Here is a 20,956-nt window from a genome sequence, read left to right as displayed (position 1 = left end):
CGCCGGTCTGACAGGATGGTCGCGGGACGCCCGTCCCGCGATCATCCGTCGGGAAGGTCATGCGGAAACTCGCTCCCCTCACGCTCGCCGTCCTGCTGACCTTGCCGACGACCGCGGACGCCGCGGGCCCGTACTGGGCCGAGCAGCTGGGGCTGCCCCGGGCGTGGACGCTTTCCGAGGGCGCCGGGGTGCGGATCGGGTTGATCGACACCGGGATCGCCGCGGAACCCGATCTCGACGGGGCCGTGCTGCCCGGCGCGGACTTCCCCGACCTCGGCGCTCCCGCGGGGGATGCCATCGGGCACGGGACGACCATGGCCCTGCTCATCGCCGGACGCGGAACCGCGGGCACCCGCGGTGTCGCCCCGAAGGCGGAACTCCTGCCGGCCCGGCTGACCGGTGGCCCGTCGGACGCGATCGCCGCCGTCCACTGGGCCGTGGACCACGGCGCGAAGGTCGTCAACCTGTCCCTCGGCAGCGGCGGGAAGTCCACCGAGTACGACGAAGCCGTGGACTACGCGCGTGACCACGACGTGGTCGTCGTCGCGGCGGCGGGCAACGCGGGCGAGGACCGCGAGGTGACGAGCCCGGCGGACCGGCCGGGTGTGCTGGCCGTGTCGGCGGTCGACCGGACGGGCAAGTTCCGCGCCGACGTCAGCGTTTCCGGCCCAGAGGTCGGTTTCGCGGCGCCCGGTGTCGACATCTCGACGTCTCGCCACGGCGAGAAAGCCCCGACTTCGGGGACCAGCCAGGCCGCCGCGATCGTGTCCGGCGTGGTCGCGCTCGTGCGGTCGCGGTACCCGGACCTGACCGCGGCGCAGGTCACCGAGCAGCTGATCCGGACGGCGAAGGACCTCGGCCCGCCCGGGCGGGACGCCGAATACGGCTACGGGCTGATCGACCCGGTGGCCGCGTTGGCCACCGAGCCGGCCGTCGACACCGGAACTCCGTGGTGGGTCTTCGCGCTGTGGGCGGCCGGCGGCGTGCTCGTGCTCGGCGCGGCCTTCGTGGTGCTGAGACGAAGGAGGCCGTGACCTCGGAGCTGGGGGTCACCGAGGTCACGGCCGGTCAGGGGGTCAGAGTTCGACCACGGTGCCTTCGACGCCGGAGCGGTGGGCGGCCTCGATCACGCGCAGGGCCTCGACCGACGACTCCGGGTCGACCGGGAACTCGCCTTCGCCGCGCAGCGCGTCGCGCACCTGGGCGTAGAACTGCTCGTAGCGGCCTGCCTCGGTGGGCACGGTCTTGACGTCGCTGCCGACACCGATCCGGCCCGCGTCCGACGCCGGCTCCACCCCCCAGCCCGCGTCGCCGGGGCGCATGCCCGCCTTGATCTGCGGTTCCTGCACGTCGAGGCCGTACTTGGTGAAGGTCGCGCGGTCGCCGAGCACCCGGAACCGCGGGTTCTGGGTGCCCGCGAGCGCGGTCGCCCACAGGTGCGAGCGGACGCCGTTGGCGTGCGTCAGCGCGACGAAGACGTCGTCGTCGACCTGGACGCCGGCCCGGCGGCGGTCGGTCTCCGCGTAGACCCGCGTCACCGGGCCGAACAGCTGCAGCGCCTGGTCGACGATGTGCGCGCCGAGGTCGTAGAGCAGGCCGCCGGCCTCGGCCGGGTCGCCGAATTCGCGCCAGTTGTCCTTGGGCTTCGGCACCCAGCGGTCGTAGCGGGACTCGAAGCGGAACACCTCGCCGAGCCGTCCGGAGCCGAGGACCTTCCGCAGGGTGAGGAAGTCGGAGTCGAGCCGCCGGTTCTGGAAGACCGTCAGGCCGACGCCCGCCGCCTTCGCCGCGGCGACGACCCGCTCGGCTTCGGCCGCGGTCGGCGCGAAGGGCTTGTCGACGACCACCGGCAGGCCGGCTTCGATCGCCCGCAGCGCGAGGGGGACGTGCGTGCGGTTGGGCGTGCTGACCACGACGAGGTCGAGATCGGCCGCCCGCTCGAACAGCGCGTCGGGGTCGGGCACGATCTCCGCGCCAGGGTGGTCGATGCGTGCCTGGGCGGCGCTGCTCGACGTGGTGATCACCGCCGGGGTGAGCCCCGGCGTCGCGGCGACCAGCGGCGCGTGGAAGACGCGTCCGCCGATGCCGTACCCGAGGATGCCCACCCGCAAGTCGTCCACCATGCCGCCATTAAACAACAGCGTTGCCTAATTGACCAGACGTGCGAAGATCCTGGGCATGGCGGACACCGGGGTGAACCTGCGCGACGTGCGCGAGCATAACCGTGCCCTCCTGCTGACGCACATCCTGCGCGCCGGCGGCCTCAGCCGGGTGGAACTCGCCGACCGGACCGGGCTGACCCAGCAGGCCGTCTCCAAGATCGTGCCCGAGCTCCTCGACGCCGGCCTGCTGGACGAACAGCGCCAGCCGTCGGCGGGCGTCGGCAAACCCCGCACGCTGCTGCGCATCCGGGCCGGCGCCCGGCACGCACTCGGCGCGCGCCTCGACCGCGACGAGTTCCGCGTCCTGCGCACCAACCTCGTCGGCGAGGTCGAAGAGACGGCGGGCGGGCCGCTCCCGCCGGGCTTCACGCCTGAGCAGGCCGTCGACGCCATCGGTGCCACCGCGCTCGAGCTCGCCGACGGCTTCGACGTCCTCGGCCTCGGCCTCGGCGCGGTGGGCCCGCTGGACCACCGCGCCGGCCTGGTCCGCGACGCGACGAACATGCCCGGCTGGCACGACGTGCCCTTGCGCGACCTCCTGGAGAAGCGGACCGGGCTGCCGGTGACACTCGACAAGAACACCAACGCCGCCGCGTTCGCCCAGCTCTGGCCGCACGGCGAGCCCACCGCGACCGCGGTGGTGCTCGTCGGCACCGGCATCGGCGTCGGCCTGCTGATCGACGGGCGGCTCTACCGCGGCCCGCGGACCAACGCTGGTGAATTCGGGCACACCACGATCGCCTACGACGGACCGCGTTGCGCCTGCGGGCGGCGCGGCTGCGTCGAGATCATGGCGAAGCGGGCGCCGGACACCCGGACCGCCGCCGGCTTCCTCGGCATCGGGCTGGCCGACCTCGTGCAGGTGCTCGACCTGGAGCGGATCGTGCTGGCCGGGCGCGCGGTCCGGGACGAGCCGGACGTGCACCGCGAAGCCGTCTCGGCCCGGCTCGGGGAACTGCTGCCGCTGCCGCACTGGCAGCGCATCGACGTGGTCGAAGACGCCTTCGGCGAGGAGATCGTCACCCGCGGCGCAGCGGCCGAGGTGCTGGCCGCGTACTACGCGAATCCGGCATGATCACCGCCTTCACCGCCGTGCACGCCGAACACCGATACGATCCGCCTCGTGCCAGAGGAGACCACGCGGGAGCCGGAACCCGGCCCCGTGACGCTGACCCGGGCGGAACGGGTCGTCCCGAGCTGGAACGAGCCGCTCGCGGCGGCGGTCACCAGGCCCCTCGGCGGCCCGCTGGGTGAGCACGCGGCGGTCGGCAGGCACTGGTTCTGGTCGCCCCAGCGCGTCGGGCTGCTGCTGGCCACGCTCGCGCTGATGCTGTGCTGGTTCGGCAAGGGCTCCTGCATCCAGCAGTACCAGGACTCCAGCGGCGCCACCCAGCTCGACTGGCGCGCGGGCCGCCCGTTCGTCGCCATGTGCTACTCCGACATCGTGCCGCTCTACGGCTCCGAGCGGCTCGACCGGCCGGGCACCTTCCCGTACGCCACGTCGTGGAAGGAGAGCTCGCAGACCGCCGAGAACAACACCCGGTACATGGAGTACCCGGTGCTCACCGGTCTCTTCCAGTGGGTGAACGCGAAACTCGCGGCGGGCTGGCTGAACGTCGCCGAGTCCGGCTGGCTCCCCGGCGCCCTGCCCGTGGCGGTCTACTTCGACATCACGGCGTTCTTCCTGGCGGCCGCGTGGCTGGTCACCGTGTGGGCGACCGGCCGGACGGTGAAACGCCGTCCGTGGGACATGGTCCTGGTGGCGGTTTCGCCGCTGGTGCTGGTGCACGCGTTCACGAACTTCGACGCCCTCGCGACCGCGTTCACCGCGACCGGCCTGCTCGCCTGGGCGCGCAAGCGTCCCCTGCTCGCCGGGCTCCTGCTCGGCCTCGGCGCGACGGCGAAGCTCTACCCGCTCTTCCTGCTCGGCGTGCTGTTCGCGCTGTGCCTGCGCGCGGGGAAGCTCACCCCGTTCTGGAAGACCGCGGGCGCCGCCGTCGTGACGTGGCTGGCCGTGAACGCGCCGTTCATCCTGTACACCACCCGTGGCTGGTGGGAGTTCTTCCGGATGAGCGCCCTGCGGCCGATGGACCCGGACTCGCTGTACAACGTCTTCTCGTACACCACCGGCTGGGCCGGGTTCGACGGCGTGCTGCAGAAGAACCAGACGCCGACGTACCTGAACGTCACGGTGGCGGTGCTGTTCCTCGCCTGCTGCGCCGGGATCGCCTACCTCGCGCTCGCGGCGCCGCGACGGCCGCGCGTCGGCCAGCTCGCGTTCCTCGTCGTGGCCGCGTTCCTGCTGACCAACAAGGTCTGGAGCCCGCAGTACTCGCTGTGGCTGGTCCCGCTGGCGGTGCTGGCCATCCCGCGCTGGCGGCTGCTGCTCGGCTGGATGCTGATCGACGCCGTGGTCTGGGTGCCGCGGATGTTCTACTACCTCGGCATCGACCACAAGGGCCTGCCCGCTGGCTGGTTCCTCGGCACGGTGTCCCTGCGTGATCTGGCCGTCGTCGGGCTGTGCGTGCTGGTGGTCCGGGAGATCTACCGCCCGGCCACCGACCTGGTCCGGATGGACGGCGAGGACGACCCGGCCGGCGGCTTCCTCGACGGCGCCCGCGACGTGATCATCCCGAACGCGACGCGGGGCCGCCGGAAGGCCGTGGCCGTTTAACTCAGCTGTTCGCGCAGGTAGGCGATGTCGGCCGCCTGACCGTCCGCCGGGGTCTCGACGACGACGGGAGCGCCCGCCTCACGGGCGACGGCGACCAGCACGTCGGGGTCGATCGTCCCGTCGCCCTGCACGACGTTGGCGTGCCGGTCGCGGGTCGAGCCGAACTCGTCGCGGGAGTTGTTGAGGTGCACCAGGTCGATCCGGCCGGTGATGGCCTTGACCTTCTCGACGGCGGTCGCCAGGTCCCAGCCCGCGGCGAACGCGTGGCAGGTGTCCAGGCAGAACCCGGCACCGAACTCGCCGACCTTGTCCCACAGCCGGGCGATCACGTCGAGGTCGCGCGTCATCGCGTTTTCGCCGCCGGCGGTGTTCTCGATCAGGATCGGGACCTTGAAGCCGCCCTTCTCCTGCTCGCGCTCGAAGAGCTTGCGCCAGTTGTCCAGGCCGGCCTCGGCGTCGTCGTTCGCACCGACGTGCCCGCCGTGCACGATCAGGCCCTTCGCGCCGATGGCGGCGGCACCGTCCGCGTGCTGCGTGACGTTCTTCCGGGAGGGGATCCGGATCCGGTTGTTCAGCGAAGCCACGTTGATGAGGTACGGCGAGTGGATGAACACCTCGACCGGGTCGGCCTGGATGGCTTCGCCGTGGGGATGCGGCTTCGGGGCCTTCCAGCCCTGCGGGTCCGAGAGGAAGAACTGGACGACGTCGGCTTTGCGCTCGGCGACCGCGGTCAACGGGTCGTCGTCACGGACATGGGCGCCAATCAGCATGCCGAGCACGCTACTCCGGGCGGATTTTCGCCCAGTGGGGCCGGTTGGTGACGCTCGTGGAGTACCGTGAGCGCGTTCCGTGATCCAGATTGGTCCGATTGCCGGAGGGGCACGATGGGGAAGCACTTCGCCCGGATCACCGCACTGGGCTTCGCACTCGCGGCTTCGGCCGCGCTCGCGGCGCCGGGCCTGGCGAGCGCGGAAACCAACCCCACTCTCGGCGGAAACTGCGAGGCCACGCTACAGAACGGCGGTTCGCCCGGCCTGGTGCTGGACGCCGGCGCCCCGCTGAACGCCCCGAACCAGCTGTCCATCGGCCTCGATTCGAGCTCACGGAACACGAACGGCACGGCCCCGCTGCTCACGCTGCCGCTGGGCGACACCGTCAAGGCGCTAGGCATCGGCCAGGTCCCGCTGGTCGGCGACCTGGCGGCGAAGGGCGTCTGCCCGGCCGCGCAGAGCACGGCCAACGCGGTCGGCAACCTGACGCAGGGCGTGGCCGCCGACCTGCCGGCGCCGGCGCCACTGCCCCTCCCGCCGGGCCCGAACCCGCCCCAGCCCGCCCCGCCCGGGCCGAACCCGCCGAGCCCGGGTCCCGTCCCGAACCCGCCGCCGGGCACCAGCACCGGCCCGGTGATCACGGGTCCGGGGAACGCGGGCCTGCCGGGCGACGCGATCTCGGGCATCGTCACCAACGCCGCACTGCTGCCCGGCAGCCTGGTGCAGGCGCCGGTGATCGCGCAGATCATCCCCGGCCAGCAGCTCCCGCCGACCGTCGACGCCCAGAAGTCCGGCACCGCCGAGGCGCTGCCGGCCGTCGCCCCGCCGGCGAAGCTGCCGATGCTGCTCGCGGTCTTGGCGCTGGCGGTCGTCGCGGCGGCGCTCGTCCGGGCCTGGATCCGCCGCAGCCCCGCCTGACGCACGGTGACGTCGGCTTCCACCCGAATGCCGGACATTTCTGAACGAGCGGGCGTTACTCACCTGGCTTAACGTCGTTGTCCTGGGCAGAGGCGACGAAACCAGGGGCGGCGAGCATGCAGGATCGAACACGGAGGGCTACAGCGGTCGGTGCGACGGCGGTCGTGCTCGCCGGTTCGGCGGTGCTCGGCCTGCCCGGCACCGCCTCGGCGGACACGAAGACCGTGCCCTGCGGGAGCACCGTGACGGCCAAGCCGGGTGACCACGTCCAAGGCTCGCTGCTCGGCCTGCCCCTCATCGACCTGGGCATCGTCACCCAGGCGACCACCGTGCTGACCACCACCGTGAGCGGACTGCTCAACACCGTCTGCAAGGTCACCGTGAACGTGGTGAACACCGTCGTCTCGCCGGTCCCCGTCGTCGGCGGACCCGCGGCGAGCGCGATCAACCAGGGCGTCCAGGGGGTGACCAGCGGCGCTCAGCAGGGTCTGAGCGCGGTCGGGGGTGGCGGTCAGCCCGCCCCGCAGCAGCCCGGTCCGGGCGCGGGTGGCAACCCGCAGCAACCGCCGTCGCCGGGTGGGACCGGGGGCGCGCCGCAGGGCGGCACCCCGGCGGGCACCATGCCGATCCCGGAGGCGAACAGCCCGCTCCTGCCCGGCTTCTCGAGCACCCCGGTGTTCGGCGGCTTCCCCTTCACCCTCGGCACGGGCTACGCGCCGATGCGCGACTACGGCGGCATCCCGTTCGCGACGGCCGGGCTGTTCACGCCGTCGCCGGCCATCCGGTACGGCAGCCAGATCCCGGGTTACGCGCCGCAGTACGGGCTCACCGGTCCGGACGGCACCCCGGACGGCAACCCCGGCGTCCAGACCGCGGGCCAGGCCGAAGCGCTCCCTTCCGCATCGGACGGCTTCACGAACGGGTCGAACTTGCCGCTGCTGATCGCGGTCCTGGCACTGTCCGGCGTCAGCGCCGGGCTCGTCCGCACCTGGGTGCTCCGCCGAATGGCCGCTGCGAATTGATCTGACTGCCGAGTATCTTTCGCGTATCTCCCTCGTTCATCCTGTTGTTCAGGACGACGTCCCGATACCCACGGAGGAAGTGCTCGTGCGGAAGATCCCCACCTGGCAGACGACCCGCCGCGCACTGACCCTCACCGCCGTCGCCGCTTTCGTGACCGGCGGCGCGTTCCTCACGGCGGGCACGGCCTCCGCGGCGACGACGCTCGTGAGCACCAGCTGCACGGGCTCGGTCACCGGGCAGATGGGCGACCAGGTGGCGATCGACGGGGCCTCGGTCAAGACCCTGGTCACCAACGGGGCGAACAACGCCGGGACCCTCGCGATCGGCAGCTGGGCCGGCGATTCCATCGCCAAGAACCACTCGATCGTGGTGGGCCAGGTGCCGAACTCCGCGGGCGGCGAGGTGAGCGGAGCCGCGATCGGCAAGGCGGTGCGCGCCGCACTGGCCGCCTCCGGCACGTGGGGTCTCGGGCTCGACTGGAACAAGACGCTGAACAGCGTCGAGAGCACGGTCGCCAAGGGCTGCGGCCTCACGCTGCTCGCCGGCAACTACGTGGCGCCGAGCACCGCGACCCAGCCGGGCAACGGCCCGGGCGCCCAGCAGGGCGGCACCGCGACCACCCCCGGCGGCGCGTCGGGCAACCTCTCGAACCTGAACCCCGGCACCGCCGGCGGCACGGGCGGCAGCGCGCCGATGCGCGACTACAGCGGCATCCCGACGGCGACCGCCGGCACGGCCGTCGCCCCGGGCGTGCGGTACCCGGCGAACGGCACCCTCCCCGGTGACGTGTCGGCCCCGCAGGCGGGCGCGGGCGACCAGAGCGGCCAGGGCGTGGACATCCGCGACGCCGGCAACGCGCAGTCGCTGGCCTCGACCAGCGCGCCGAACGACGTGCAGCTGCCCATGCTGATCGCGGTGATCGTGCTCGCCGGGGTGACCGCCGGGCTCGTCCGCACCTGGGTCCTGCGCCGGGCCGCCTGACCCCGGGAAGAGACCCCGCTGTCCGGTCTCTTCGATCCCTCCAGGTAGCCTTACCTGGACAAACCCTCCTGTCACGGACAGTCCGTGACCGCGAGCCCATAGGAGGTGAGTGGTTGTGTCACGCCATTACGAGGTAATGGTCATCCTGGACCCCACGCTCGACGAGCGCACCGTCGCTCCGACGCTGGACACCTTCCTCAACGTGATCCGCACTTCGGGCGGAAGCGTCGAGAAGGTCGACGTCTGGGGCCGGCGCCGGCTTTCGTACGAGATCAAGAAGCACGCTGAGGGCATCTACGCCCTGCTCGACCTGAACTCGTCCTCGGACGCGGTGAAGGAGCTGGACCGCCAGCTGTCGCTGCAGGAGACCGTGCTCCGCACCAAGGTCATGCGTCGCGAGATCAAGCGCGCCGCGGCCAAGCCTCCCGTCGCCGCCAAGGCCTGAGCCGAAGGGGAATCCCGATGGCTGGAGACACCGTCATCACGGTGATCGGCAACCTGACGTCCGATCCGGAACTGCGCTTCACCCCCTCCGGTGCGGCGGTCGCGAACTTCACCGTCGCGTCGACCCCGCGCACGCTCGACAAGCAGTCGGGCGAGTGGAAGGACGGCGAGGCGCTGTTCCTGCGCTGCAACATCTGGCGGCAGGCGGCGGAGAACGTCGCCGAGTCCCTGACCCGCGGCGCCCGCGTCGTCGTGCAGGGCCGCCTGAAGCAGCGCTCGTTCGAGACGAAGGAAGGCGAGAAGCGGACCGTCGTCGAGCTCGAGGTCGACGAGATCGGCCCCTCGCTGCGCTACGCCACGGCCAAGGTCAACAAGGTCAGCCGCGGCGGCGGTGGCGGCGGTGACTTCGGCGGCGGCGGTGGCGGCGGGAACCGCGGTGGCGGCGGCGGCGGAATGCCGGCCGACGACCCGTGGGGTTCCGCCCCGGCCGCGAGCAGCGGTGGTGGCGGCGGCTTCTCCGACGAGCCCCCCTTCTGATCTCGTACACACCCACAAAGATTTGAACTTCCAGGAGTAACCAGTGGCCAAGCCACCCATTCGCAAGCCCAAGAAGAAGGTCTGCGTGTTCTGCAAGGCCGAGAAAAAGGGCCGTCCGGAACTGATCGACTACAAGGACACCAACCTGCTGCGGAAGTACATCTCCGACCGCGGGAAGATCCGTGCGCGTCGCGTCACCGGCAACTGCAGCCAGCACCAGCGTGACATCGCCATCGCGGTCAAGAACTCCCGCGAAATGGCGCTGCTGCCCTACACCTCGACCGCGCGCTAAGGGAGGGCACTGACATGGCGAAGATCATCCTCACCACGGACGTGGCCAACCTGGGCGGCCCCGGCGACATCGTCGAGGTCAAGGACGGCTACGCGCGCAACTACCTGCTCCCGCGCGGGTACGCGATCCCGGCTTCCAAGGGCGCGGAGAAGAACGTCCGCACGATCCAGCGCGCGCAGGAGAGCCGTCGCATCCGCGACCTCGACCACGCCAAGGAGATCAAGGCGACGCTGGAGGGCCTCGGCGCCATCCAGCTCACCGGCAAGGCGGCCGAGGGCTCGAAGAAGCTCTTCGGTTCGATCAGCGCCGGCGAGATCGTCGACGCGATCAAGGCGGCCGGTGGGCCGCTGCTCGACAAGCGCGTCATCGAGCTGCGCGACCACATCAAGACCGTGGGCAAGCACTCGGTCGGCGCCCGGCTGCACCCGGACGTCAAGGTCGACGTGCGGCTCGAGGTCAAGGCCGTCGCTCAGTAACAAGGCTGTACTTCGTGTGAAGGCGGGTCGCCCCTGGTGGGCGGCCCGCCTTCACGCTTTTCGGGGAACCTCGGACACCTCGGCGGCGTCGGAGGAGAATGGGCGCCGGACGCGAAGGGGATGGATCGGGATGGGTAACGAGGTCAACATGTCCGCGCCGGCCGGCGGTGGGGGCGGCTTCACGTTCGACGCCGACAAGATCGACGGCGTCATCAAGAAGTGGCAGGACCTGCAGGCCGACCTGAAGCGCGACTACGACGACGCCAACCTGATGGCGAACGTCAAGGCGCCCGGCAAGGAGTTCGCGAGCGGCGACTGGGAGAAGCTCGCGAACCCGTCCGGCAAGGCGTTCCTCGAGCAGAACCAGAAGATGCAGGACTACGTCAAGAACTACATCGACGCGCTCACCGCCGCGAAGCAGAAGATCACCACCAAGGAGTCGGACACCCAGGCCGACCTTTCGAAGACGGGGAACCAGGCCACGTGAACCGACGATTCACCGCCGTGCCGGCGCTGGCCTTCGCCGTGCTCGCGCTCGCCGGCTGCAGCGGCCAGACCCACGGCACCGCCAACCCGGCGCCGTCGACGGCCGGCTCGAGCAGCGAGATGTCCGGTGGCGGCGCCGCGCCGAAGGTGCCGAGCCCGCTGAACGCCGCGTCGATCACCTCGGACGCCTGCGCGACGCTGTCGTCGTCCGCGCGCTCCTCCCTCGGCCTCGGCGAAGGCGCCTCGCGCACCACGGGCAACGGCCCGAGCTGCACGTTCCAGGAAGCGGCCGACCCGGGCAACCAGATCGACGTGACGACGGTGACGGCGAACAAGAACGGCCTCAGCGACGTCTACGACACGAAGGCCAACGACGCTTACTGGGAAGAGACGCAGATCGGCGGTTACCCGGCGGTCTACGCCGCCGCGGTGGACGGCCGGAAGAACGGCAAGTGCGGCCTGTTCGTCGGCGTCACCGACGAGCTGGCGGTCAACATCCTGGTGCAGTACGACCACGGCGCCGGCGCGGCGGACCCGTGCCCGGTGGCGCAGAAGTTCGGCGAGGCGATGGTTCAGACCCTGGTGGGAGGCTGACATGCTCGAACTGGTGCTCCTCGGTGGCTTCGCCGCGTACAACATGGCCACCACGCATTCGGACGACCACACGTCGGTGCAGGGCGACCGGAAGATCGACTGCTACGACATCTGGGAGAAGATCACCACCGGTCCCGGCGCGGGCTCGATCGCGAACGGGCAGTCGGCGGCGAGCCGGCTCAAGGGTGCCTATTCCGACCGGCTCAGCACCATCGACGGCCTGGCCAGGGAGATGGACGCGGCCTGGACCGGCGGCGGCGCGGAAGCGGCGCAGAACGCCGGCGCCCACCCGCTGCGGGTGTGGATGGAGGACTCCGGCACCAAGCTCACCGACTCCGACAAGTACCTCGGCGAACAGCACAACGCCTTCACCGCGGTGCACGCGCAGGTGCAGCCGGTGCCCAAGGACCCGCCGAAGAACAACCTGCTCAACGCGGTGACGCCGTGGACGACCGACACCGACCGGGCGATCCGCGACTACAACGCCAAGGGCCAGGCCAACGTCGACGCCTTCAACACGTACTACAAGGCGAGCAACGACAACGGCCAGAAGATGCCGACGTACTCCGCGCTCCAGGGCCAGCAGGAGAACGTCACCGTCGACGGCGGCAAGGACGGCCAGAAGAAGCCGGGCGGCCAGGACCGCAACGGCACGGGTGACGGCAACGGGACCGGGCCCGGCTCGGTGCCCGGCGCGAACATGCCCGGGCCGGGCGGGGTGCCGACGTTCGGCGGCCAGCCCAACACCCCGGGTGGCAGCTTCGACCCGGGTAAGGTGCCGGGCTTCGACCCCGCCAAGCCGCCGAACTTCGACCCCTCGAAGGTCCCCGGCGGAAACTACGACCCTTCGAAGGTCCCCGGGCCAGGGAGCTACTCCCCGCCGAACTTCGGCGACGGCACGCACTCGTCGGGGTTCACCCCGCCGAAGATCCCCGGGGCCGGCGGCTTCGGCTCGAGCGGCTCAGGCGGCGCGGGTGACTTCTCCATCCCCGGCGGTGGCTTCGGCCCCGGCGGCAGCGGCTTCGGGCCCGGTGGCTCGGGCGGGATCGGCGACCCGGCCGGTGGCTTCGGTCCGGGTGGCGTGGGCTTCGGGCCCGGCGGCTCGACCGGCGCGGCCGTGCCCGGCGGCGCGGACGCGGCCGGTACCGGCCGGGGCGGTGCGGGCGCCGGCGGGGCGACGGGCGGCGCGGCGGCGGGCCGCGGCAGCGGCGGCACGGGCATGGGTGGCATGGGCGGGATGGGTCACGGCGCCAAGGGCCAAGGCGGCGGTGACGAGGAACGCACGTCGAAGTACCTGCTCGGCGAAGACCCGAACGAGATCTTCGGGTCGGACGAGCTGACCGCGCCGCCGGTCATCGGCGAGTAGCGCACGCCGGACCGGCGGGCGCGTGCCAAGATGGGCGCCCGGCTTGCGGGTTCACCGAGCCGGGCTTGACTGATTCGATCTTTACCGGGTTCGAGCTTCATGGGGGAAGAGCGGTGCTGGACAGGCAGGTCACCATCACGACCGGCACCCTGATCAACCTGATCCGGCGCCGGGGCGGCGAGCCGCACACCGTGCTGTCCGAAAAGCCGACCTGGTACAGCGACGAGGCCCAGCGCGCCGAGGACGAGCAGACCAACGCCGAGCTCGCCAAGACCGGGCTGTTCGGCCCGCGCGGCATGCACCCCGGGTTCGTCGCGACGATCGAAGCGGTCGCCCGGCCGCAGCTGGAGTACTACGGCTGGATCGACGGCGGGTTCCAGGGCAAGCCGGTGAGCTACCGGCTGCTCGCCGGCAGCGCCCGCGGCGAGGCGTTCGTGCTGGCCAAGCACGAGGAGCTGGACGTCGTCGTCCTCGAGTCCTCGCGCCCCGGCGAGCTGCTCGACGACTTCCTCGGCCAGATCCCGAAGCTGGCGCCGGGCCGCGGGACGCCGCTCGCGGTGCCGAAGAGCCAGCTCGAAGGCACCCCCCGCGGCGACGAGGGCGCGTTCGCGGTCCTCCGCAACGACCGTCCGGCGCAGGGTTCGCAGGAGGTCGACGAACTCCGCCGGATCCTCGCGTTGCGCCGGATGGGAAGCGGCAGCCTCTACGTCGCGGCCCGCAGCCGCACCGGCGCGCGGCACCGGATCGAACGCCCGGTGAACTACATCGATACGGCTGAAGGCCGGTGGCTGACCGAGGAGGTTCCGGGCCGGGGCGAAAACCGGATCGCCTTCACCCCGGCCGACCAGCGCGTTCTCGCCGACCGGTTACGCAGCGCACAGGGCCGGCTCACCGCGGCCTGACCGGGCGGCCGTTCAGCCCACCGGGTAACGCGTCTACCCTCCGTGATATTCATCCACAGGCCGCACGGCCCAATGGATCCGAGCTGGTCCACGACACGCCGAAGAACGGACTTCACGCGACACGCCGGACGAGTTTTCCGCAAGTTCTCCACACCTTGTTCACAGGGCCTGACCTGCAGGTTCAGCAAAGCCGATCACGCTTGTCCCCAAGTTGTCCACAGCTCTCGCGGCACCTGTGATTGGTTACCCCCGTTCATCCACAGGTTGTCCACAGAAGGGTCCCCACCCTGAATTGCCATCGGCCTTCCGGGGGATCTAGCGTCCCCGCTCGGGCCTGTACTCACGGTGGCGTTCCGCGTGTCTGCGGCAGCGGATCACCGTTGTCGCCGATCATCAGGAGACGAGGTCCGTTGGACGAAAGCACCGGCCGGAGCCACGTGCTTCGAGAGCGAAGATCCGGCATACTCGAACGAGTGTTCGACACGATGAGGAGGTGTCCGGGGCGGTGGCGCTGACCGACGACCGCAGTCCGATGTACGCGGAGTCCGACCCGGGTCCGGGCGGCTCCGGCTCCGGCGGCTTCGACCGCCAGCCGCCGCAGGACATCGCGGCCGAGCAGTCCGTGCTCGGCGGCATGCTGCTGTCCAAGGACGCGGTCGCCGACGTCATCGAGGCGCTCGGCCCCGACGACTTCTACAAGCCGGCGCACCAGGCCATCTACGACTGCGTCCTCGACCTCTACGGCCGCGGTGAGCCCGCCGACCCGATCACGGTGTCGGCGGAGCTGGAGCGGCGCGGGGAACTGGGCCGCATCGGCGGCGCGCCCTACCTCCACACGCTCATCGCGACGGTGCCGACCGCGGCGAACGCGGGCTACTACGCGGAGATCGTCGCGGAGAAGGCGGTGCTGCGCCGGCTCGTCGAGGCGGGCACCCGGATCGTGCAGTACGGCTACGGCGCGGCGGCCGCGGACGGCGCGAACATCGACGAGGTCGTCGACCGCGCGCAGGCCGCGATCTACGACGTCACCGAGCGGCGCACCAGCGAGGACTACGTCGCGCTGGAAGAGCTCCTGCAGCCGACGATGGACGAGATCGACGCGATCGCGTCGCGCGGTGGCCAGTCCCAGGGCATCCCGACCGGGTTCACCGACTTCGACGAGCTGACCAACGGCCTGCACCCCGGGCAGATGATCATCGTCGCGGCCCGTCCCGGTGTCGGCAAGTCGACCCTCGGGCTGGACTTCGCGCGCTCGGCGTCGATCCGGCACGGCCTGACCAGCGTCATCTTCTCGCTGGAAATGAGCCGCACCGAGATCGTCATGCGCATGCTCTCGGCCGAGGCGAAGATCCGCCTCGCCGACATGCGCGGCGGCAAGATGTCCGACGACGACTGGACGCGCCTGGCCCGGCGGATGAGCGAGGTCTCCGAGGCGCCGCTGTTCGTCGACGACTCGCCGAACATGACGATGATGGAGATCCGCGCGAAGGCGCGCCGCTTGAAGCAGCGGCACGACCTCAAGCTCGTCGTCCTCGACTACCTCCAGCTGATGACGTCCGGCAAGCGCGTCGAGTCGCGGCAGCAGGAAGTCTCGGAGTTCTCCCGGCAGATGAAGCTGCTGGCGAAGGAGATCGAGGTCCCGGTGATCGCGATCAGCCAGCTGAACCGTGGTCCCGAGCAGCGCACGGACAAGCGCCCCATGCTGTCCGACCTGCGTGAGTCCGGCTCGCTGGAGCAGGACGCCGACCTCGTCATCCTGGTCAACCGCCCCGACGCCTGGGAGCGGGACGACCCGCGCGCGGGCGAGGCGGACCTGATCATCGCGAAGCACCGTGCCGGCCCGACGGCGACGATCACCGTCGCGCACCAGCTGCACTACAGCCGGTTCGTGGACCTCTCGCACGACTAACCGAGGGCGCCGTACCCGCGGACGAACGCCGTGAGGAGCCTGCCGAACGTGGCGCGGTCCTCGTCCGGCCACTCCGCCATGACCTCCGCGAACACCCCGCGGCGGAAGGCGTGCAGCTCGTCGAGGTGCGCCTGGCCGCTCTCGGTCGGCACGAGCACCGCACGCCGCCCGTCGCGCTGATCGGCTTCGCGGCGGAGCAGGCCTTGCTCGACCGCGCGCGCCACGAGCCGGCTGGCCCGCGGCTGGTCGACGCCCATCGCCGCGCTCAACGCCGTCACCGTGCTGGGCTCCCCGCGTTCGGCGAGCTCTTCGACGACGTCGAGCAGCTCGAACACGGGGTCGTGCGCGCCACGGCCCCTGGCCTTGCCGATCCGGCTGAGCGCTCGCCGCTGCTGACTGCGGCGGATCGCGATCATGGCGCGCTCGACGTCGGCCACCGCGTCCGTCATGGTTGCTCCACCTCCCAACTACATGTACTTTTACATGTAGTTGCTCATCGACATCTCGGAGTCCTCATGAAACCCCTCGGCTGGTGGCTTCGCCACCTCCACGAGCTTCTCGAATCCTCCATGGCCCAGGTCCTCGACGCGGAAACGCTGACCCGCCGACACTGGCAGGTACTCAACACGATCACCCTCGGCGCCCGCACGCCGGAGCAGGTTGACGCGGCCATGGCGCCGTTCGTCACCGGCGAGGGCTCGATGGCACCGAAGATGGCCGAGCTGCGCGCCCGCGGCTGGGCCACCGAGGAAGGCACCTTGACCGACGACGGCCGCGCAGCTCACGCCCGCGTCGAAGAGCACATCAAGGCCTTCCGCACGAAAGCCGTCGAGGGCATCAGCGAGGACGACTACCGCACCACGCTGCGAACCCTCGAGCGGTGCGCCGCGAACCTCGAAGCAGGCTGAGGAATATCCCGGGGCGCGCCGGCGTCGACTACTCTAGTAGTTGAAGTTTCAATAACTGGAGGGCTCGATGACCCGCACCCCGGTTCTCTACCTCAGCCACGGTGCCCCGCCGCTCGCCGACGACGCCACGTGGACCCGCCAGCTCGCCGGCTGGTCCGCGGATCTGCCGAAGCCCCGCGCGATCCTGGTCGTGTCGGCGCACTGGGAGGAGGCGCCGCTGACCATCGGGGCGACGACGACCGTGCCGCTGGTGTACGACTTCTGGGGCTTCCCCGACCGCTACTACCAGGTGAAGTACGCGGCCCCGGGCGCGCCGGAGCTGGCGGGCAAGGTCCGAAAGCTGCTTCGCTCGACGGAGACACCGGTGCACGACGCGCCCGAGCGCGGCCTCGACCACGGCGCCTACGTGCCGTTGGTCGAGATGTACCCGGACGCCGACATCCCGGTGCTGCAGGTCTCGATGCCTTCGCTCGACCCGCAGGAGCTGTTCGACGTCGGCCGCAAGCTCGCGCCGTTGCGCGACGAAGGTGTGCTGATCATCGGCAGCGGCTTCTTCACCCACAACCTGAGCGGCATGGCCCGCGCCACCGACGGGACGCCGCCGGCGTGGTCGGCCGAGTTCGACCACTGGGGTGACGAAGTCCTGCGCAGTGGTGACGTCGACACGTTGCTCGACTTCCGGCACAAGGCTCCGGCGGCGACGCTCGCGCACCCGCGGATCGAACACTTCGCGCCACTGTTCGTCTCCCTCGGCGCGACCTCGGACGAGGGATCCGGCCGCACGGTGATCGACGGCTTCTGGCACGGCCTGGCGAAGCGTTCCCTGCAGTTCGCCTGAGCTCCCGGAAACGCGAGTGAGCCCCAGGAGCCGAGGCGGCTCCTGGGGCTCTTCGTCTCCAGGGAAGGAGAGCTATTCGGTGTTCGCGGGTGGCCCCGCGTCCGCAGTCGCGTCGCCGGAGCGCTCCGTGCGAGGTCGCCCTCGCGGCGCGGTGGAGCGCCTGCCGCCGTGACAGCGGGGTTCGTGGGCCGGCGGGTTCCCCGGTTCCGGAGAACCCGCCGGCTTCACTGCACTACTACTTGCGCTTGACCAGACCCAGCAGCTTCGCGAGGAAACCGGTCGAGTCGAGGCCCGACATCGCCGGCACCTGCGGGGTGCTGTCCAGCACCGGCAGCTTGGCGTTCACCGGCAGGGCCGGGGCAGCCGTCGGCAGGGCCGGGGCGGCCGTCGGCAGCGCAACCGGCAGGGCCGGAGCCGCGACGGGCAGGCCACCGGTCGGCAGGTCCGCACGCTCGGTGCCGTGACCCGCCAGCGAGCCCAGCGAACCCAGCGCCGACAGACCGTTCACCGCGGGCAGTGCCGGAACGCCACCCAGGGCCGGCAGCGCCGGGACCGCGACGGGCAGACCGGCGGTCGGCAGGTCCGCACGCTCGGTGCCGTGACCCCCCAGCGAACCCAGCGAACCCAGCGCCGACAGACCGTTCACCGCGGGCAGCGCCGGCTTCGGCAGTGCCGGCTTCGGCAGCGCCGGAACGCCACCCAGAGCCGGGAGCGCCGGAGCCGCGACGGGCAGGCCACCGGTCGGCAGGTCCGCACGCTCAGTGCCGTGACCCCCCAGCGAACCCAGCGCCGACAGACCGTTCACCGCGGGCAGCGCGGGGGCCGGCAGGTGCGAAAGCTGCGACACACCCGACAGCGGGCTGGTCACCGACGGCACGTCGGCGCGCTCGGTGGCGAGCGGAGCCGCGACCGGCAGTGCGGGCAGGCCCTGCGTGGGCAGCCCGCCGATCGGCAGCGCACCGGTCAGCCCGTTCAGGGACGGCAGCCCGCCGACCAGTCCGGCGACCGGCAGGCCGCCCATCAGCCCGTCCACCGACGGCATGCTGCGCTGGGTGGGCAGGCCGCTGCGGAGCGCGGCCAGCGACGGCACCTCGTCGGCCGCCAGCTCCGAACCCTCGACCGGGAACGCGATGGGGTCCGCGGCCTCGTCGTCGATGCTCGTCGCGTCGGTCGCCTGCGCGGTGGCCACCCCGAGCAGCTCGAGGGGCACCCCGAAGATCTGCACCGGGAGCGCGAACGCGTGGTAGCCGTTGATGCCCGAGAGGCTGGACTCGTCGCCCGCGGTGACGGACTTGCCGCCGTTCTCCGTGGTCAGCATGTTGTCGCCGACGGCGTGCGCCACGCCACCCACGGTCACCGCGTCGCCGAACAGCTGCGCGATCGCGGTCACCGGCAGGTCGAGGATGTTGCCGGAGATCGCGCCTTCGACACCGGAGGTGGTGTCGTCGCCCGAGTTCCCGACCTCGGTCATGTTGACGCCGGCGCCCTTGGCGACACCTGCCACGCTGACGGCGTCGCCGAAGACCTGCGCCACCGCCAGCGGGTCCACACCGACGATGTTGCCGGCCACGCTGCCGCGGTCGCCACTGGTGGTGGCGTCGCCGCCCGCCACCGACTGGACGTCGTTGCTGCCCTTGCCGGTGCCCAGCGCGGCCGCGGCGATCCCGTCGCCGAAGACCGAGCCGGCGCCCGCGATCGGGGCCTTCACGATGTTGCCGGCCACCGCACCGTCGCGGCCGTCGGTCACGGCGTCGCCGCCCGCCGTCGCGTCGGTGATGTTGTCGTTCTCACCGGTGCCGATGCCGCCGAGGGCGCCACCGACGCCCATCGCCTGCAGGGGCAGCGCGACCGGGGCTTCGATGATGTTGCCCGCGCCGGCGCCGCCCGGGCCGTGGGCCTTGACGTCGCCGCCCGCGTTGGACGTCGTGTCGGTCGAGCCCTTGCCGTGGCCCTGGCCGATGAAGGCGCCACCGATGTTGGCGACCTGCACCGGCAGCGACGCCGGCACCGTGCCCAGGTTGGAGCTCAGGAAGCCACCGTCGTCGACGGTGCTGCCACCGCCGCCGCCCGAGACGACCTTGGTCTCGTCGGCCGCGCCGGAGCCCTGGCCGATGAACGAGCCACCGATGCCGAAGACCTCGGCGGGCAGGCCGACCGGCACCTGCACGATGTTGCCCGAGCCGGACGAGTTCGCACCCTGCGTGCCGTCGTACGCCCCGGCGGTGACCGTCTTGTCCTCGGTCGCCGAGCCGGTGGCGTTGCCGATGTGGCTGCCGCCGACACCGAAGACCTCGGGCGCGCCCGCGGCCTGGGTGTTGACGATGTTGCCGCCGAGGACGGCACCGTTGCCCTTGGTGTAGCTGCCGTTGCCGGCGTTGGCGTCGGTCGTGTTGTCGTGCGCGGCGTTCGCCTGGCCGATGTAGGTGCCACCGATGCCGAAGGCCTCGACCGGCAGGGCAACCGACGGGTTCAGGACGTTGCCCGACGCGCTCGAGTTGTCACCGGTGGTCTTGACGAAGCCACCCGAGTCGACAGTGCTGGAGGAACTGCCGGCGCGGGGGAGGCCCGCCGAGGCGTTGCCGATCCACGAGCCCGCGACACCCGCGACGTTCGCGATCGGGGACAGCGAGGCCGCCCCGCCGTTGCCGGACAGGAACGAGTCGTCGCCGCTGGTCTCGAGGTAGGTCGGGATGCCGAGGCTGCCCTTGCGGGTGGCCCCGGCCGTGGCGTCGGCGGAGGTGTTGCAGCCGTCGGAGTTCGACAGCGAGCCCCACACCGCACCGGAGTTGCAGTTGAACTTGACCGGCAGGGCGATCGGCGCGCCGACCACGTTGCCCGACCCGGAGGCCTGGTCGCCGGAGCTCAGCAGCGAACCACCGGAGGTGGCGACGGTGTCGGCGGAGTAGCCGTGGCTCTGCCCGTTGCCGAGCAGGTACGAAGCGGCGTTGCCGGTCACCTGCACCGGGGTGGCGAACTGGCCCGCGACCACGTTGCCGGAGAGCGCGGAGCCGTCGCCGTTGGTGTCGACGTCCCCGGTCTCGGTGGTGCTCTGGCTCGCCGACCCACCGGTCACGCGGCCGGTGCCGCCCGCGACGCCGGCGCCGTTGCCGGCGATCTGGACCGGGAGCGCCCAGTCGAGGACAACGGCGTTGCCCGCGAGGCTGGAGTCTTCGCCCGTCGTCTTGACGTCCTGGTCGTGGCTCCAGGTCTGCGAGTGGTCGGTGCCCGTGACGTGAGCGTCGCCGAGCACGCCGATCGCGTTGTCGACGATCTGGATCGGGACGACGACGTCGCCCGTGACCTTGTTGCCCTTGAGGGTGTTGTGGCTCGGGGTGAACTTCGCGCCGAGGGCGCTGTCACTGACCGGGCTCGCTTCGTCAAGCTGCTTGGCGGCTTCGTTCGCAGCGTTGGTGGCCGGCTTGGTGCTCAGCTCCGTCTGCCCGGCGGGCAGGTCCAGCTGGCCGAACGGGGTGCCGACCGCGTTGTTGGCTTCCTGGATCGGAGCCGTCACGTTGAGGTCGAGCGGGGAGGCCGGGACGTCGGGATCGACGTTCTCATCGGCCGAGGCGATGCCGGTGCCCAGCATCAGCAACCCACTCGTGACAAGTGCGGTCTGGAGTCCGCGCTTTGCCCACGTCTGCATGGGGGATTTCTCCTTTATTTCGGGTTCCCTTAC

21 protein-coding genes are annotated in these 20,956 nt (G+C 71.3%); 17 read left to right on the top strand and 4 right to left on the bottom strand.

The window, feature by feature from the left end:
* The first annotated feature begins 59 nt into the window (after nucleotides 1–59).
* Nucleotides 60–1,034: a S8 family serine peptidase gene (locus AB0F15_RS14225; protein WP_360269902.1), complete on the top strand. Its 975-nt coding sequence runs from the start codon at nucleotides 60–62 to the stop codon at nucleotides 1,032–1,034.
* A 42-nt stretch (nucleotides 1,035–1,076) separates the two neighbouring features.
* Here the strand turns inward: AB0F15_RS14225 and AB0F15_RS14220 are convergent, their stop codons facing one another.
* The gene (locus AB0F15_RS14220; protein WP_360269900.1) at nucleotides 1,077–2,123 is read right to left on the bottom strand and encodes a Gfo/Idh/MocA family oxidoreductase; all 1,047 of its coding nucleotides are present in this window, start codon (nucleotides 2,121–2,123) and stop codon (nucleotides 1,077–1,079) included.
* Between the two features lie 55 nt (nucleotides 2,124–2,178).
* On the opposite strand from AB0F15_RS14220, the gene AB0F15_RS14215 reads away from it, so the two are divergent.
* On the top strand, nucleotides 2,179–3,237 hold the full coding sequence (locus tag AB0F15_RS14215; protein WP_360270009.1) for an ROK family transcriptional regulator: 1,059 nt from the start codon (nucleotides 2,179–2,181) through the stop codon (nucleotides 3,235–3,237).
* A gap of 48 nt (nucleotides 3,238–3,285) precedes the next feature.
* Complete coding sequence (locus tag AB0F15_RS14210) at nucleotides 3,286–4,836, top strand: glycosyltransferase 87 family protein (RefSeq protein ID WP_360269899.1); 1,551 nt, start codon at nucleotides 3,286–3,288, stop codon at nucleotides 4,834–4,836.
* Here AB0F15_RS14210 and AB0F15_RS14205 read toward each other — a convergent pair.
* A complete protein-coding gene (locus AB0F15_RS14205; protein ID WP_360269897.1) occupies nucleotides 4,833–5,606 on the bottom strand; it encodes a deoxyribonuclease IV in 774 nt (257 codons plus the stop codon). The two genes, AB0F15_RS14210 and AB0F15_RS14205, sit on opposite strands and share 4 nt — an antisense overlap.
* A gap of 114 nt (nucleotides 5,607–5,720) precedes the next feature.
* Between AB0F15_RS14205 and AB0F15_RS14200 the strand changes: the two genes are divergently transcribed.
* The 12 genes from AB0F15_RS14200 (at nucleotide 5,721) to dnaB (ending at nucleotide 15,534) form a co-directional block, all read left to right on the top strand.
* Entirely contained in the window at nucleotides 5,721–6,524 is an 804-nt protein-coding gene (locus tag AB0F15_RS14200; protein ID WP_360269895.1) for a hypothetical protein, read from the top strand.
* Nucleotides 6,525–6,640: 116 nt separating this feature from the next.
* Complete coding sequence (locus AB0F15_RS14195; RefSeq protein WP_360269893.1) at nucleotides 6,641–7,546, top strand: hypothetical protein; 906 nt, start codon at nucleotides 6,641–6,643, stop codon at nucleotides 7,544–7,546.
* Between the two features lie 79 nt (nucleotides 7,547–7,625).
* Nucleotides 7,626–8,528: a hypothetical protein gene (locus AB0F15_RS14190; protein WP_360269892.1), complete on the top strand. Its 903-nt coding sequence runs from the start codon at nucleotides 7,626–7,628 to the stop codon at nucleotides 8,526–8,528.
* Between the two features lie 115 nt (nucleotides 8,529–8,643).
* Nucleotides 8,644–8,973, top strand: coding sequence for a 30S ribosomal protein S6 (rpsF, locus tag AB0F15_RS14185; RefSeq protein WP_323325134.1), 330 nt, complete (start codon nucleotides 8,644–8,646; stop codon nucleotides 8,971–8,973).
* 17 nt (nucleotides 8,974–8,990) lie between these two features.
* Complete coding sequence (locus AB0F15_RS14180; protein ID WP_286000828.1) at nucleotides 8,991–9,509, top strand: single-stranded DNA-binding protein; 519 nt, start codon at nucleotides 8,991–8,993, stop codon at nucleotides 9,507–9,509.
* Between the two features lie 43 nt (nucleotides 9,510–9,552).
* The gene (gene rpsR, locus AB0F15_RS14175) at nucleotides 9,553–9,801 is read left to right on the top strand and encodes a 30S ribosomal protein S18 (protein WP_003098744.1); all 249 of its coding nucleotides are present in this window, start codon (nucleotides 9,553–9,555) and stop codon (nucleotides 9,799–9,801) included.
* 14 nt (nucleotides 9,802–9,815) lie between these two features.
* A complete protein-coding gene (rplI, locus tag AB0F15_RS14170; protein WP_360269889.1) occupies nucleotides 9,816–10,277 on the top strand; it encodes a 50S ribosomal protein L9 in 462 nt (153 codons plus the stop codon).
* Nucleotides 10,278–10,407: 130 nt separating this feature from the next.
* A complete protein-coding gene (locus AB0F15_RS14165; RefSeq protein ID WP_360269888.1) occupies nucleotides 10,408–10,764 on the top strand; it encodes a hypothetical protein in 357 nt (118 codons plus the stop codon).
* Nucleotides 10,761–11,357, top strand: coding sequence for a DUF3558 domain-containing protein (locus AB0F15_RS14160; RefSeq protein ID WP_360269886.1), 597 nt, complete (start codon nucleotides 10,761–10,763; stop codon nucleotides 11,355–11,357). Before AB0F15_RS14165 ends, AB0F15_RS14160 begins: the two co-directional genes overlap by 4 nt.
* A 1-nt stretch (nucleotide 11,358) precedes the next feature.
* Nucleotides 11,359–12,723, top strand: coding sequence for a hypothetical protein (locus AB0F15_RS14155; protein ID WP_360269884.1), 1,365 nt, complete (start codon nucleotides 11,359–11,361; stop codon nucleotides 12,721–12,723).
* 113 nt (nucleotides 12,724–12,836) lie between these two features.
* On the top strand, nucleotides 12,837–13,625 hold the full coding sequence (locus tag AB0F15_RS14150; RefSeq protein ID WP_360269882.1) for an ESX secretion-associated protein EspG: 789 nt from the start codon (nucleotides 12,837–12,839) through the stop codon (nucleotides 13,623–13,625).
* A gap of 505 nt (nucleotides 13,626–14,130) precedes the next feature.
* On the top strand, nucleotides 14,131–15,534 hold the full coding sequence (gene dnaB, locus AB0F15_RS14145) for a replicative DNA helicase (RefSeq protein ID WP_360270007.1): 1,404 nt from the start codon (nucleotides 14,131–14,133) through the stop codon (nucleotides 15,532–15,534).
* On the opposite strand, the gene AB0F15_RS14140 is transcribed toward dnaB, so the two are convergent.
* The gene (locus AB0F15_RS14140) at nucleotides 15,531–15,983 is read right to left on the bottom strand and encodes a MarR family winged helix-turn-helix transcriptional regulator (RefSeq protein ID WP_360269881.1); all 453 of its coding nucleotides are present in this window, start codon (nucleotides 15,981–15,983) and stop codon (nucleotides 15,531–15,533) included. The genes dnaB and AB0F15_RS14140 overlap by 4 nt on opposite strands.
* Nucleotides 15,984–16,049: 66 nt before the next feature.
* Here AB0F15_RS14140 and AB0F15_RS14135 point away from each other — a divergent pair, with 66 nt between their 5' ends.
* Both AB0F15_RS14135 and AB0F15_RS14130 read left to right on the top strand, forming a co-directional pair.
* Nucleotides 16,050–16,442: a MarR family transcriptional regulator gene (locus AB0F15_RS14135; protein WP_360269880.1), complete on the top strand. Its 393-nt coding sequence runs from the start codon at nucleotides 16,050–16,052 to the stop codon at nucleotides 16,440–16,442.
* A 67-nt stretch (nucleotides 16,443–16,509) separates the two neighbouring features.
* The gene (locus tag AB0F15_RS14130) at nucleotides 16,510–17,280 is read left to right on the top strand and encodes a class III extradiol ring-cleavage dioxygenase (protein WP_360269879.1); all 771 of its coding nucleotides are present in this window, start codon (nucleotides 16,510–16,512) and stop codon (nucleotides 17,278–17,280) included.
* Between the two features lie 235 nt (nucleotides 17,281–17,515).
* On the opposite strand, the gene AB0F15_RS14125 is transcribed toward AB0F15_RS14130, so the two are convergent.
* Entirely contained in the window at nucleotides 17,516–20,923 is a 3,408-nt protein-coding gene (locus tag AB0F15_RS14125) for a PE-PGRS family protein (RefSeq protein WP_360269877.1), read from the bottom strand.
* Between the last annotated feature and the right edge of the window lie 33 nt (nucleotides 20,924–20,956).

It is taken from the genome of Amycolatopsis sp. NPDC026612 (assembly GCF_040638285.1).
Lineage (GTDB): Bacteria > Actinomycetota > Actinomycetes > Mycobacteriales > Pseudonocardiaceae > Amycolatopsis.
Note: the sequence above shows the minus strand (reverse complement) of the source record. Positions and strands in the feature narration are given on the sequence as shown.